Below are 13,310 nucleotides of genomic sequence, written 5' to 3' on the forward strand. Positions count from 1 at the left end.
TGTGCTGACCCCTACAGCATCAGCGCCGGCAGCCAGTTTGACAGCCATGGAACCAGCAGGACGATCAGGGCCGCCAGCAGGATCAGCAGGAAGTACGGCGTTGATCCCGCGAAAATCTGCCCCAGCGTGACACTCGGGTCAGGGACCGACCCTTTCACCGTATAGACCAGCAACCCGAACGGCGGTGTCAGCAGCCCCGCCTCGATCACCAGAATTCCGAAGATCGCAAAGGCCAGCGGATCGAACCCCAGCGCCATGGCAATGGGCGCGAATATCGGCACTGTCAGAAGGATAATCGAGACAGAGTCGATCAGCATGCCCAGGATGATCCAGACCACGATCATCATCGCGATGATCACCCAAGGGTCCGCGCCCAGCCCCAGAAACAGCCCTTGGATGTAATTCACAGCGCCGCCGAAGGCGAGCAGTTTGGAATACATCTGTGCCGTGATCAGAAGGAACATGATCGGCGCGGTGGTGCGTCCTGCCTGAAAGATCGCCTCGACAATGTCGCGCCACCGCATGCCCTTGATGACACCGATGATCAGCGCGCCGATGGCCCCGAACCCGGCCGCCTCGGTCGGGGTGAAGGCGCCGGTCCAGATGCCGCCGATTACCAGCAGAACAAGGCCCAGAATGCCAAGCCCGCCGATCAGCTCCGAGCGCATTTCCTCCTTCGTCAGGGGGACCAGTGCCTCCTCAAACGGCGGTGCAATGTCCGGATTTCGGGCGGCCGCGACAATGACATAACCGGCGAACAACAGCGCCAGCAGGATGCCCGGCAGCAATCCGGCGATGAACAGCGCGCCGATGCTCATCTCGGTCAGGACCGCCCAGACGATCAGCAGGATCGACGGCGGGATCAGCATCCCCAGACAGGCCGAACCGGCGACGGCCCCCAGCGCAAACGTCTGCTTATAGCCGATTGTGTTGAAAAACTCCGTTTTAGGGCCTGAACGATGATTTTTCTTTCCATGCAGCCCGATCCTAAATTTTTGGCGCGGGGGTCGGCCCAAATCGCCTACATGCGCTCACGCGCAGCCATGCGCTGTCTCGTGGTCAAAGCTTTCCGACTATTTCGCTTCATAGGTTTTCGCAAGAAATCCGCGACGCTCTGATTTCGGAGTTTTTCAACACAATCAGCCAACCTTCTTCATTTCAGGATAGGCAATACGCGAGAACGCCGCCGCGCTGGCGATGCTAACGCCCGTCACGGCGGCAAACACCGTGTTGCCCGCAATGGTCGCAATCGCCAGCCGCCCCGGAAGCCGCTTCAGAGTACGGTCGCAAATTCGATACAGGTCCCCCGCAGCCCCGCTTCGACCGATGAAATCGCCCATCAGCACGAACAGCGGAATGACTGCAAAGACATCCTTCCTGACCGCCTCGTAAGCCGTGTTTCCAAGGATCGACAGCGCGGTATCCAGGAACCCGACCATCAGCCAGACGCCAAGCGCCGAACAGATCGCCAGTGCCACGCCGATGTGCACACCCATCAGGATGAACACGATCAGCAGACCCAGCATATAGAGTGCGATATCCCCGCCCATGGCCCTAAAGCGTTTCGGCTTGAACCTGAATCGCGAGGGATTCCCTTGAGACCTGATCTGTGATTCATCCTGTTTGGGAGGATGGATCATGTCAGCACCTTTGCCATCTGCGCTTCGGATACGGTTTCAGAGATACATTGAAGAAGGGTTGAGCGGGCGCGCGGCGGCGTTGCGGTTGAAGCTGTCGCCTGCCACAGGCGCGCGGTGGGCGCGTCAGGTGAGGATGAAGGGTCATGCGGAACCTGCCCGGCAGGGACCGCCGCGCGGCAAGGGAAAGCTGGCTCCGCATCGGGAATTCTTTGAGGAGTTGATCGCACAAGACCCTGACATCACGCTCTTTGAGTTGCGTAATGCGCTGGCCGATGCAGAGGGTGTGCGGGTGCATCACTCCTCCATCGCCAACCTTCTGTCCCGGCTCGGCTTCACGTACAAAAAAAGTCGCTGGTCGCAACCGAGCGCCGCCGCGCCAAGGTAAGGCAGCAACGGGCCGACTGGTTCAGATACCGCTCGCCAGCCATTGCGACCTTTCCTGAGCGCGTTGTCTTTATTGACGAAACCGCAGTGAAGACAAACCTCACGCGCCTACGCGGCAGAGCCAAGCGCGGTAAGCGCCTGACGATGGATGCGCCCTTCGGAAGCTGGGGAACCCAAACCTTGATCGCGGGCCTGACCCAAGGCGCGCTGATCGCACCTTGGGTCATCAAGGGAGCGATAGATGGCCCCGCCTTCGCGGCCTACATCCGCGAAGTGCTGGTCCCCGAGATCAACCCCGGCACTGTCGTCATTCTCGACAACCTGGCAACCCACCGGAATAAGGAGGCGACGCAGGCTTTACGCAATCACGGCTGCTGGTTCCTTTACCTGCCACCGTACTCGCCCGACCTGAATCCCATCGAGCAGGCCTTCTCTAAACTGAAAGCCCATTTGCGACGGATCGGGGTCAGGTCCTTTACCCAGGTCTTCGAAGCAATCGGAGCAATCTGCGATCTCTACGACCCAGTAGAATGCTGGAACTACTTTAAGGCCGCCGGATATGTCTCAGGTTAATGTCGAAACGCTTTAGTCCGCCCCTTGGTCAAGGAAACTGCCCGGTGCCGACAGGTCCGGGTTCAGTTTGTCCTGCCAGTCGAGGATGATCATCGCGAGGTAAGCGAATGTCCCGAAGACCGAGGTGACCAGCACCGCGCCCCGCACCGGCCAGGTGGGCACCCGCAGCGCGCCTTCGCCCTCATACTCGCCAATCCGGTAGGCATCCAGGAACGGCTGCCAGGTGCTGAGGACCAGCCCGATGAACAGCCCCACACCCAGCACGCCTGCGAACGTCCGCAGAAGTTTTTTGCCAAACGGCGGCATCGCATCGACGAAGATCGACGTGCGAAGTTGAGAGCCTGAATAGATCGCCAGCGGCAGTTGCAGGAAGGTGATCGAGACGACCGAGTTCTGCAAAATCTCTTTCGTGCCGGGCAGTGGTGTCGAAAACAGGCTGCGCCCTAGCACGTCGATCATAATCACAATCGCCAGCCCCAGCGTCCAGAAGGCGCTGACCAGATGGATCGAACGTGCGAGTTTGATAGATGCGCCCACGCTTCGTCCCCCCTTTGCCTCAGGCTTCCCCGTTGGCGCCACGCTACCGTGTCCGCCCGACCGGTCAAGCCGCAAAAGTTAGCAGTCGATAAATAAGCACCGCGCCGGGCCGCTGACCCTTGACCGAATCCTTAATCTGTGGGGAGATGCATTGACTGTTTATCGCCCGATAAACGGCAACGATCTTCGACGCGCTACTCCATTGGGCAAGGCGCGCAACCATCTGGGAGGATGAAAATGAAATCAACAACCCTAGGCAAAGTGGCCTTGGCCACCGCCATCGCCGGTTTCGGCGCGACCACGGCATTGGCCGAGACATTCACGCTGCGCATCGGCTCTGGCCACCCGAATGGCCCGGCAGTCTATGTCGCCGACACCGCGAATTTCTTCGTTCCCGAAGTCAAACGCCGGGTCGCCGAAGAGACCGAGCATGAGATTGAGTTCGTCGAAGGCTATGGTGGGGCGATCGCGGGCGTGGCTGAAACGCTCGAGTCGGTGCAGAACGGCATCCTTGATATCGGCAGCTATTGCATCTGTTTTGAACCGGCCAAGCTGTTCCTGCACAACTTCCCCTATTACGCGCCCTTCGGTCCGCAGGACAGCGATCAGGCGATGGACGCCGTGCGCGCGACCTATGACGCGGTGCCATGGCTAACCGAACAGTTCACCAGCGAATATGGTCAGGTTCTGCTGGGCCTGCATGGCTGGGACAACTATCACCTTGGCACCACCGATCCCTGGGACACGGTTGAGGACCTGAAGGGCGTCAAGGTTGGTGGCGCGGGACCGAACCTGCCCTGGCTGGAATTCGCGGGCGCGGTGCCGGTGCAGTCGACGCTGCCTGATGGCTATCTGTCACTGCAAACCGGCGTTTACAACGGTTGGCTGATGTTCCCGTCCGCCTACCTCGGCTTCAAGTTCTATGAACCCTCGCCGAACTATACGCTGATCGGTTTCGGTGCGATGGGCGTGAACGCCCTGACCATGAACCAGCGCAGCTTTGACCGTCTGCCCGAAGACGTGCAGACCATCCTGATGGAGGTTGGTCGCGCCTATGAAGATCAGGCGGGTGCCTCTCTGAATGCGCGTCAGGAAAGTGGTCTGAAGGGCCTGGAAGAGGTTGGCGCCAATATCAAGACGCTCCCGGAAGAGGCGCGTGCCGGATGGGCACAAAGCCTCGCCAGCTTCTCGAACCAGCAGGCTAAGGATGCTGATGGTCGCGGGATGCCGGGGTCTGACGTGATGAAGGCGTACCTCGCCGCGGTGGCGGATGTCGGCTATGACATGCCCGTCGACTACGTCATCGAATGATTGGATCGGGGCGCTTTCGGGCGCCCCTTTCGTTCCATGCTGCTATCTGAACGCATCCCTTATCAAGCCGCACCGGATCGGCCCCGGTTGACCCTGCCGGGCGGCGCGCGCATTGCCGTCTGGGTGATCGTCAACGTCGAACACTGGTCGATGACGCGCGCGATGCCGCGCACCGTTCTGCCGCCGCCGATGGGCCAGCCGCTGCTGCCCGACGTCCCGAATTGGAGCTGGCACGAATACGGCATGCGCAGCGGTTTCTGGCGTCAGCACGCCGCCCTGACCAGCCGCGATATCCCCGTGACCTTCGCCATCAACGGTTCGGTCTGCACCGAATACCCCCGCGTTGCCGCTGCGGGGTGGGAGTTCATGGGCCACGGCCACATCCAGGGCCCGATGCACAAGCTTGACAATCAGGCGGCTGAGATTGCCCGCGCCCAGGACACGATCGAGGCATTCTGCGGCACCCGCCCCGTCAGCTGGGAAAGCCCCGGCCTGACCGAAACCGACGAGACGCTGGACCTGCTGGCCGCCAACGGCGTAAAGAATGTCGCCGACTGGGTGATCGATGACCTGCCCGAGACGATTGAAACGCCGAGCGGCCCGGTCACCACGCTGCCCTACACGGTCGAAAACAACGACATCGCTGTGCATGCCCTGCAAGGCCACCCGGCACCGGAATTCCTGAACCGGGGCCGCGACCAGTTCGACCGCCTCTATGCCGAGGGCGCAGACAACGCCCGGATCATGGCAATCTCGGTCCATCCCTACATCACCGGCGTGCCGCATCGCATCCGCTATCTGGAAGAACTGCTCGACTATGTAAAAGGCCACGAAAATGTGGCCTGGATGACGGGGGCCGAAATTGGGGATTGGTACCGGGGCGAAATGGGGCGCTTGCGCTGAAGTCCCGGTGATATCTGCGCCGGGTCTGCGCGTTTCGCAATACTCAGGATTTAGTGACGCGGGTGTCGGGATGCAGTGACGAGGCCAGAATATGCTCGGCCTGTCGAACCACCTGACTGGCCTGCCGAACGATTTTCGGGTCCGGCGGCGTTGCGACACTGGTGTCCTTGTCGGGGTAATCAACCATCGACAAAAAATGCCGCATACAGTTCAGCCGCGCCCGTTTCTTGTCGTTTGATTTCACAACCGTCCAGGGTGCGTCAGCGGTGTCGGTGTAGAAAAACATCGCCTCTTTCGCCTCGGTATAATCAGCCCATTTGTCCAGGCTGGCCCGGTCAATCGGGGACAGCTTCCACCGTTTCAGCGGATCCGTTTCACGGGATTTGAATCGCAACTGCTGTTCGCCCTGCGTCACCGAAAACCAATACTTCAGAAGCCGGATCCCGGAACGGGTCAGCATCCGCTCGATCTCGGGCGTCTGGCGCATGAATTCCAGGTATTCATTGGGCTCACAAAACCCCATGACCCGTTCAACGCCCGCGCGATGTACCAAGAGCGGTCATAGAACACCATCTCGCCCCGCGTCGGCAGGTGCCTGATGTAGCGCTGAAAGAACCATTCGCCACGTTCCGTTTCCGTCGGTTTGTTCAAGGCGACAACACGGGCGGTGCGGGGGTTCAGATGCTCGGTAAAGCGTTTGATCGTGCCGCCCTTGCCTGCCGCATCGCGCCCTTCAAACAACAGCACGAATTTCTGCCCGGTCTCCTGCGCCCAGATTTGCACCTTCAGCAGTTCCGCCTGAAGTGCGGCCTTTTCCGCTTCGTATGTGGCGCGCCCCAACCGTTTTGCGTAAGGGTATTCGCCCTGCTCAAACCCGCTGATCTGCTGCACCCGCGCCGCCTGATCGGCTTCGGGCGGGATCGTATCGGTTTTCGAATCCATTGGGCACCTCGCGTTGCTGTGCCCGGCAGTCTGCAAGGGAAGTGTCTCTGCGCGCTTTGATCTGCCTCAATGCGCGATGAGAATGGGCGCGGTCAGGCGCGCGGCGAACGCTCAGACCACACCCAACGCCCTGAGGACCCGTTGCGGCGTCATCGGCATCTGCGTCACTTCGGCCCCCAGGGGGCGCAGCGCGTCGTTGATCGCGTTCATCAGTGCGCCGGGCGCGCCGCCGGTACCAGCCTCGCCCGCGCCCTTGGCCCCCAAAGCCGAGGTTTTGGTCGGCGTCTCGACATGTTCCACGACGATATCGGGCATCTCGGCTGCCATCGGCACCAGATAGTCGGCCATCGAGGTATTCAGCTGCTGGCCATCTTCGTCATAGATCACCTCTTCATAAAGCGCGCCGCCGATGCCTTGTACGACGCCGCCACGGATCTGTTCATCAACCAGTGCGGGGTTGATGACGCGCCCGCAATCCTCAACCGCCCAGAAGTTCAGAACCTTGGTAAAGCCGGTTTCCGTATCAACCTCCACATAAGCCGCCATGGCGCCGTTGGTGAAGACGAAGGGGAAATCGGTGACGCGGTAGTGCCGCGTGGCCACCAGTTCCGGTTCCAGATCAGCGGGCAGTTCGTTGCCGCGATAATAGACGGTGCGTGCCAGATCGCTAAGGTCGATGCGCTCTGCCCCCGTGCCTGTATCGACGACCTTGCCCGCGACGATGTCCAGATCATCGGCCTTGCCTTGCAGGATCACCGCCGCCACATCCAGCACCTGACCTTTCAGCGCATGGGCGGCCTGCAGCATCGCCTCGCCGCCGATCCCGGCCCCGCGCGAGGCCCATGTTCCGCCGCCATAGGGCGTCGTTTCCGTGTCACCCGTCGTCACCCGCACCCGGTCCAGATCAACGCCGAATACACCCGCCGCAATCTGCGCCAGGATCGCGTTGGTGCCCTGACCCTGTTCAGTGATCGAGCTGCTGACATGCAAGCCCCCGCCCGCGTCCAGCCGCACGGTCGCACCGTCTTGGCTGGCAATCGGTGCGCCGCCAATGCCATAAAACATTGACGAGGGGTTGGTGACTTCCACCATCGAGATCAGCCCGATCCCGCGATGCACACCGCGTTCGCGCGCCGCTGCCTGATCGGCGCGCAAGGCGTCGTAATCCATCGCCTCGACCAGTTTGGTCAGGCAGGCGTGATGGGACAGATCGTCCAGCTTCATCCCCGTCGCAGTGACGGTCGGATAGCAATCATCGGCCAGCAGGTTCTTGCGTCGGATATCGACCGGGTCCATGCCGATGCTGGCCGCCGCAGCCTCGATCAAGCCATCTGCCATTGCCATCGCCACCGGGTGCCCGACCGCGCGGTATTGGCACATCATGTTCTTGTTCTGGAACACCACGCGCGAAGTTGCGCGATAGTTTTCAATCGCATAGGGCGCGCCTGTCAGGTTCAGGATCTGGTTCGCCTCAATCGCCGAGGTGCGCGGATACATCGAAAACGGGCCGATCCCAGTCAGGTCCTCGAAGCCGATCCCGACGATTTTTCCTTCCGGGTCCACGCCAATCTTTGCGTCAATGATGTGATCACGGGCGTGGATGTCGGTGGAGAAACTTTCCATCCGGTCGGCGATGAATTTCACCGGGCGGCCCAACAGTTTTGCCGCCGTGGCCGTTGCGACCTCATCCCCGTAGGTGTGGATCTTGATCCCGAAGGACCCGCCCACATCGCGGGAGATCACGCGCACATTATCCTCACTCAGCCCCAGGTGCTTGGCGAAGATGAATTGCATCATATGGGGCGCCTGGCCCGAATAGTGAAACGTCAGCCTGTCGCTGGAGGGATCAAATTCGGCCACCGCCGCGCGGGGTTCCAGCGTCACACCCGTATGGCGACCGAAGGTGAAACGCTTTTCGATGACCGTGACACCATCGGCGGCAAACGCGGCGTCGATATCGCCTGCCTCAACCGTGCGTTCCCACGCCAGATTGCTGTCGAACTGGTCGTGGATCAACGGCGTGTCGGGATGCAGCGCCGCCTCAACATCGACCACGGGCGTCAGGGGGTCGAAATCAACCTCGACCAGCTCTACTGCGTCCTCAGCCTCGGCGCGGGACTGCGCCACGACCATGACGACCGGTTCACCCTGCCAACGTGCCGTACCCACCGCCAGCGGATGCTGCGGGGCCGAGCGGAGCCCGACCATATGGCTGAGGACCCCGACATAGGGTTCCACAGACTCGGCCAGATCAGCCCCGGTATAGATCGCCACGACGCCGGGCATGATGCGCGCTTCACCCGTGTCAATCGACAGGATTTTCGCATGCGCATAGGGGCTGCGCACAAAGGCGGCGTGGACCATGCGGGGCAGGGTGAGGTCATCGACATATTGCCCACGCCCGTGCAGCAACCGCTTGGCGTCCTTGCGCACTTCCGGCTGGCCGATATAGCGGTTTGGCGTGTCAAAGATCGTCCGGGGACCACTCATTTCGTGCCCTCCGCAACGTCTGCAATTGCGTTGACGATGGACTGATACCCGGTGCAGCGGCAGTAATTGCCCGAGATATGGTCCCGGATCGCGTCCCGGTCCGGGCCGCCGCTGCCGCGCAGATATTCCAACGCGCTGGCCAGCATCCCCGGCGTGCAGTAACCGCATTGCAGGGCGTGATTGTTCTGAAACGCTTCCTGAAGCGCCGGGCCAAAGTCGGTGTCGGCGAAGCCTTCGACCGTTGTGACCTGCGCTCCATCGGCTTGCACCGCCAGCATCAGGCAACCGCGCACCATCGCGCCGTCAACTTCGATGGTGCAAGCCCCGCAGACGCCGTGTTCGCAGCCCACATGGCTGCCGGTCAGGCCCGCCTCGGTGCGGATAAAATCGACCAGGTTCAGGCGTGCCGGGACGCGGGCGCGGATCGCCTCACCGTTGATTGTGACGGTTATGTCGTGCGCTTCGCTCATGCCGCGCCCTCCCACGCCCGGCGCAGGACGACACCCGCCAGGTGTCGCTTGGTTGCGGCATCCGCATTCGGGTCGGCGTGGAAATCGAGGCCCTCCAGCCCCGCCACCGCCGCGTCGATGTCGCCCTTTGCCAACGCCGCCTCGGCATCCGGCGCGCGCAGCGCATGATCGCTGATCGCGAAGAAGGCGACGCGTGCCTGCGCCCCAACTGACAGCGCCACCCCCGCCATCGCGTAATCCCCATGCCGCCGCGCGAGTTCGTAAAACCCGTGCCGCGTACCCGCCTGGGCTTTCGGAATAATGACCTCGGTCACCAGTTCATCCTCTGCCCGCGCCGTTTCATACAGGCCGAGGAAGAAGTCATCCGCCGCGACCTCTCGTGCCGCTTCGGCCGAACGCAGGGCAATCCGCGCGTTCAGGGCAATCAGCAGGGCAGACATTTCCGCCGCAGGATCGGCCAGCGCGACCGAGCCGCCGATGGTGCCGCGATTGCGGATCGCCGCATGGGCGATATGCGGCAGGGCGCGGGCCATCAGCGGGGCGTGGGCGGAGATCAGGTCAGAGCGGGCCAGATCCGCATAGCGCGTCATCCTCGGCAATCCCTGCCAGCCCGTCGATCCGGTTCAGATCCACCAGAACCTCGGGCCGGGCCAGCCGGAAGTTCATCATCGGCATCAGGCTTTGCCCCCCAGCCAGGGCGGCGGCGTCACCGCCCGCCAGAAGCGCCAGCGCGGCATCCACATCGCCGGGGCATTCGTATCGAAAGTCCGGAGCCTTCATATCATCCCCCAAAGTATCCGCGCGGCACTGTTGCCCATGTAATTTATCGACCTATAAATAAACAGCAAGCCAAAGTTGAAACCCCGAAAGGACCACGCCGCCATGAAACTGACCCCCGACAAGCAGGCCCCTGCCTTGTCACTGCCGCTGGTTGGCGGCGGCACCTGGACCCTGTCTGAACGCATGCCCAAGGCGTTTTCGATGATCGTCGTCTATCGCGGTCTGCATTGCCCGATTTGTGAGGGTTATCTGGGCAAGCTGCAAACCGTCGCCAAGGAGTTTGCGGCCAAAGGCGTCGATCTGGTCGCAATCTCGATGGACCCGCAAGACCGGGCCGAGAAGGCGAAGACAGATTGGGGTCTGACAGACGTGCCCGTTGCCTACGGTATGACCGAAGAGGTGGCCCGGTCCTGGGGTCTGTGGATTTCCAAGTCGATCAAAGAGGCGGAAATCGACGTCTTCCCCGAGCCCGGCACCTTCTGGGTGCGCCCCGATGGCCGCCTGTACTTGATCGACATCGCCAGCATGCCATTCGCGCGGCCGGATCTTGATCTGCTGCTCAGCCGTGTGGGCGCAATGGAGAATGGTTATCCGGCGCGGGGGACGAACGCGGGGTAGTTAGCGTCGCAACTGGCGTGGAGGGGATGTAGGCAGTTTGACCCTGCGCCCGGTGCGCGCCGTTAGGCGCAGGGCGCGCGCCGGACCGGTCCCGCCGGTCAGGCGCTGGTCTGAGCTTGGCGCGTCCAAGCAAGTTGACGGTCTAACCTGGGCCATAAATCATGCAAACTCAATGGCGCAGCGCCAGCCCACCGGTCCGGCGCGCGCCCTACTTGCGATGCACTGCTGATGTCCGCTCCAGGCCAAAAGTACCCTGGGATTCGCGACGAATTACAGTGACCGAACCCGGGGCGCAGGCCCGCCCTCGCGAATCCGATCCAGCCCCGACAGCATCGCTTCAACCGCGTTGTCGATCATCTGATCCTTGTTGGTGGCGTCCGCTTCGCCGTAAACCACACGGCGCACGCCGTTGTAGAAAATCCCGCCATGGATCAGCCAGGCGAAATCGGATTCTGCCGGTCCGTCCGCATCGGGCAAACCTGCCTCGGCACGGGATTCGGCCACGATCGGGTCCAGGATACGACTGCGCACCAGCCCCATATAACGGATGTTGATGTCAACGCCCTTCAGCCCCGCAAACAGGAAGATCCGCATCCAGTCGCGGGTGAAGACCACATCTGTGTACTCGCGATAGAACTGCCGCATCCGGTCCGCCAGTGGGCGCGTCCGGTCTGCCAGCAGAATTTCCCACTCAGGCCGCCAGCGCTTGACGTAGACGGCGGAATAAACCTCGGCGATCAGATCGTCCTTGGACGGGAAATACCGGTAAAGCAACGGCTGCGTCACACCCAACCGCTTGGCCAGATCGCGGGTCGAGCTTTCGAAGCCGTTTTCTGCAAAGAACTCGATGGCCTGGGCAATGAACTCCTGGCGTCGCTCGCCCGAGGGCAGGCGCTTGCGCTTTGCCTTTGGCGCGGTTTCGGGCGCAGTATCGGGTGAGGTTTCGGGCAATGTGTCAGGCATCGTGCCACGCGTCGCCCAGCTTCAGCCGGTGCCCGACGACCAGCCCCTGCATCAGCGTCTGCTCGATGAAACACCCCTTTTTCGCCGCCGCCAACAGCGCCATCTGGTCGTCTTTGCTGGCGTCGGTGTCCATATCGACATCCATGTCAAACCCGACGGGCTGCGTTACGTAAGGGTCATTCCCCTCCTGCTCGCCCTGCCAATGCAGACGTGTGTTGACCGTGACATGCCGCAAGTCGATATTCAGACGCTTCGCAAACGCCCGAATCTGCGTCATCAGGCACCCGGTCAAGGCTGCACAAAACAGCGCCAGCGGCGGTGGCGCGGTTCCGTCGCCGCCATGAAACGGGCCTTCGTCCGTGGCCAGTTCGAACTTTTCCTTCATCATCGGCCATTCGACCGAGATGTCATTGCGCATCTTTCCCGACGATGTGCCGGTGCCCTCAAATATCACGTCAAAAGTTTTCGTCTCAGCCATCTTGCGTTCCTGAATTTGTTTATCGACCGATAACATGATTGACTTGAGGCATGAATCTATTTTTCACTCGATAAATTAGCGGCAAATCCCGGGGGATGGAACATGGCAAAACTGACGCGACAGGACATCTACGACACCGCCAAGGCGTTATCGAACTGGGGCCGCTGGGGTGATGACGATCAATTGGGTACGCTGAACAACATCAGCCCCGAAGATATTGTGAACGCCGGAAAGCTGATCAAGAAAGGCAAGACATTCGCCCTGGGCCTGGACCTGAAAGAGAAAATCCAGTCCGGCCTGTTCGGCGGGCGCTGGAATCTGATCCACCAGATGCTTGCGACCGGGACGGATGCTGTGACCGGCGAACAGGACGGCGACGGTCAGGCCTATCTGCGTTACGCCGACGATGCGATCAACCTGCCCTGCCAGGGGTCCACCCAATGGGACGCGCTTTGCCACATCTTCCTCGATGACAAGATGTACAATGGCTATCGGGCGACGGATGTGACGGTGAACGGCGCCAAGCGGCTGGGGATCGAGAATGTGCGCGACAAGATGGTCGGGCGCGGTGTGCTGTTGGATGTTGCCCGTTGGAAGGGCGTCGATAGCCTCGATGACGGCTATCCCATCAACAACGCCGATCTGGACGACTGCGCGGCGGCGCAGGGGGTCGAGGTCCGCAAGGGCGATTTCGTGATCGTCCGCACCGGGCATCAGGAACGCTGCCTGGCCGCCGAAGACTGGACAGGCTACGCGGGTGGCGACGCACCGGGCCTGGCGTTCGAAACGGCGCATTGAATCAAGAACAACGACATCGCCGCGATTTGCGCCGACACCTGGGGGTGTGAGGTCAGGCCCAACGAAACCGACGAGGCGAACCAGCCTTGGCACTGGGTCGTCATCCCGGCCATTGGTGTCTCGATGGGAGAGATCTTTTACCTCAAAGACCTCGCAGAAGACTGCGCCGACGACGGCGTTTACGAGTTCTTCTTCACCGCCCCGCCGCTGCACATCCCCGGCGCTGCCGGATCACCGATCAATCCGCAGGCGATCAAGTAACGCACCGCTCCGGCGTCTTCTCGTCCAAAATATCCCTGCCGGAGGCAGGTTTCAGCGCGTGCGCCGTGGCCGCAGCGCTGCGTGCATGCCACGTTGCCGCATCCGCAACACAGGACGCGCAGCCACCGCCCCCGGCCAGGAACCGGCGGATTTAATATCCGA

General features: G+C 61.5%; 10 protein-coding genes and 4 pseudogenes. 5 read left to right on the forward strand and 9 right to left on the reverse strand.

What is annotated here, in order from left to right; genetic code table 11:
* Positions 1 to 11 precede the first annotated feature (11 nt).
* Both GKR99_09495 and GKR99_09500 read right to left on the reverse strand, forming a co-directional pair.
* Complete coding sequence (locus GKR99_09495; protein ID NKB27766.1) at positions 12 to 1,016, reverse strand: TRAP transporter large permease subunit; 1,005 nt, start codon at positions 1,014 to 1,016, stop codon at positions 12 to 14.
* 132 nt (positions 1,017 to 1,148) lie between these two features.
* Positions 1,149 to 1,550 (reverse strand): annotated as a pseudogene (locus GKR99_09500) (TRAP transporter large permease subunit).
* An 88-nt stretch (positions 1,551 to 1,638) separates the two neighbouring features.
* On the opposite strand from GKR99_09500, the gene GKR99_09505 reads away from it, so the two are divergent.
* Positions 1,639 to 2,597 (forward strand): IS630 family transposase gene (locus GKR99_09505; protein ID NKB27767.1). Its coding sequence is split into 2 segments (ribosomal slippage): positions 1,639 to 1,980 and positions 1,983 to 2,597, totalling 957 coding nucleotides; the frame shifts between segments, so codons are not numbered across the junction.
* A 12-nt stretch (positions 2,598 to 2,609) separates the two neighbouring features.
* On the opposite strand, the gene GKR99_09510 is transcribed toward GKR99_09505, so the two are convergent.
* Positions 2,610 to 3,134: a TRAP transporter small permease subunit gene (locus GKR99_09510; protein ID NKB27768.1), complete on the reverse strand. Its 525-nt coding sequence runs from the start codon at positions 3,132 to 3,134 to the stop codon at positions 2,610 to 2,612.
* A 231-nt stretch (positions 3,135 to 3,365) separates the two neighbouring features.
* Between GKR99_09510 and GKR99_09515 the strand changes: the two genes are divergently transcribed.
* Together GKR99_09515 and GKR99_09520 are read left to right on the forward strand one after the other, a co-directional pair.
* Positions 3,366 to 4,445 (forward strand): hypothetical protein, encoded by a 1,080-nt coding sequence (locus tag GKR99_09515; GenBank protein NKB27769.1) that lies wholly within the window; start codon positions 3,366 to 3,368, stop codon positions 4,443 to 4,445.
* A gap of 36 nt (positions 4,446 to 4,481) precedes the next feature.
* Complete coding sequence (locus GKR99_09520; protein ID NKB27770.1) at positions 4,482 to 5,348, forward strand: polysaccharide deacetylase family protein; 867 nt, start codon at positions 4,482 to 4,484, stop codon at positions 5,346 to 5,348.
* Positions 5,349 to 5,391: 43 nt separating this feature from the next.
* Here the strand turns inward: GKR99_09520 and ppk2 are convergent.
* The 4 genes and pseudogenes from ppk2 to GKR99_09540 form a co-directional block, all read right to left on the reverse strand.
* A pseudogene (gene ppk2, locus GKR99_09525) lies at positions 5,392 to 6,290 on the reverse strand (polyphosphate kinase 2).
* 111 nt (positions 6,291 to 6,401) lie between these two features.
* Entirely contained in the window at positions 6,402 to 8,780 is a 2,379-nt protein-coding gene (locus GKR99_09530) for a molybdopterin-dependent oxidoreductase (GenBank protein ID NKB27771.1), read from the reverse strand.
* Positions 8,777 to 9,250 (reverse strand): 2Fe-2S iron-sulfur cluster binding domain-containing protein, encoded by a 474-nt coding sequence (locus tag GKR99_09535; GenBank protein ID NKB27772.1) that lies wholly within the window; start codon positions 9,248 to 9,250, stop codon positions 8,777 to 8,779. Before GKR99_09535 ends, GKR99_09530 begins: the two co-directional genes overlap by 4 nt.
* Positions 9,247 to 10,030: pseudogene (locus GKR99_09540) on the reverse strand (xanthine dehydrogenase family protein subunit M). Before GKR99_09540 ends, GKR99_09535 begins: the two are co-directional and overlap by 4 nt.
* 102 nt (positions 10,031 to 10,132) lie before the next feature.
* On the opposite strand from GKR99_09540, the gene GKR99_09545 reads away from it, so the two are divergent.
* Positions 10,133 to 10,648, forward strand: coding sequence for a redoxin domain-containing protein (locus GKR99_09545; protein NKB27773.1), 516 nt, complete (start codon positions 10,133 to 10,135; stop codon positions 10,646 to 10,648).
* Between the two features lie 270 nt (positions 10,649 to 10,918).
* Here GKR99_09545 and GKR99_09550 read toward each other — a convergent pair whose 3' ends face one another.
* Together GKR99_09550 and GKR99_09555 are read right to left on the reverse strand one after the other, a co-directional pair.
* Positions 10,919 to 11,611 (reverse strand): TetR family transcriptional regulator, encoded by a 693-nt coding sequence (locus tag GKR99_09550; protein ID NKB27774.1) that lies wholly within the window; start codon positions 11,609 to 11,611, stop codon positions 10,919 to 10,921.
* Positions 11,604 to 12,125 carry a hypothetical protein gene (locus tag GKR99_09555; protein NKB27775.1) on the reverse strand — a complete coding sequence of 174 codons (522 nt, stop codon included), beginning with the start codon at positions 12,123 to 12,125 and terminating at the stop codon, positions 11,604 to 11,606. The genes GKR99_09550 and GKR99_09555 overlap by 8 nt, the downstream gene beginning before the upstream one ends.
* Before the next feature lie 66 nt (positions 12,126 to 12,191).
* Here GKR99_09555 and GKR99_09560 point away from each other — a divergent pair.
* Positions 12,192 to 13,148: pseudogene (locus GKR99_09560) on the forward strand (cyclase family protein).
* Positions 13,149 to 13,310 lie beyond the last annotated feature (162 nt).

This window comes from Paracoccaceae bacterium (genome assembly GCA_012103375.1).
GTDB lineage: Bacteria > Pseudomonadota > Alphaproteobacteria > Rhodobacterales > Rhodobacteraceae > WLWX01.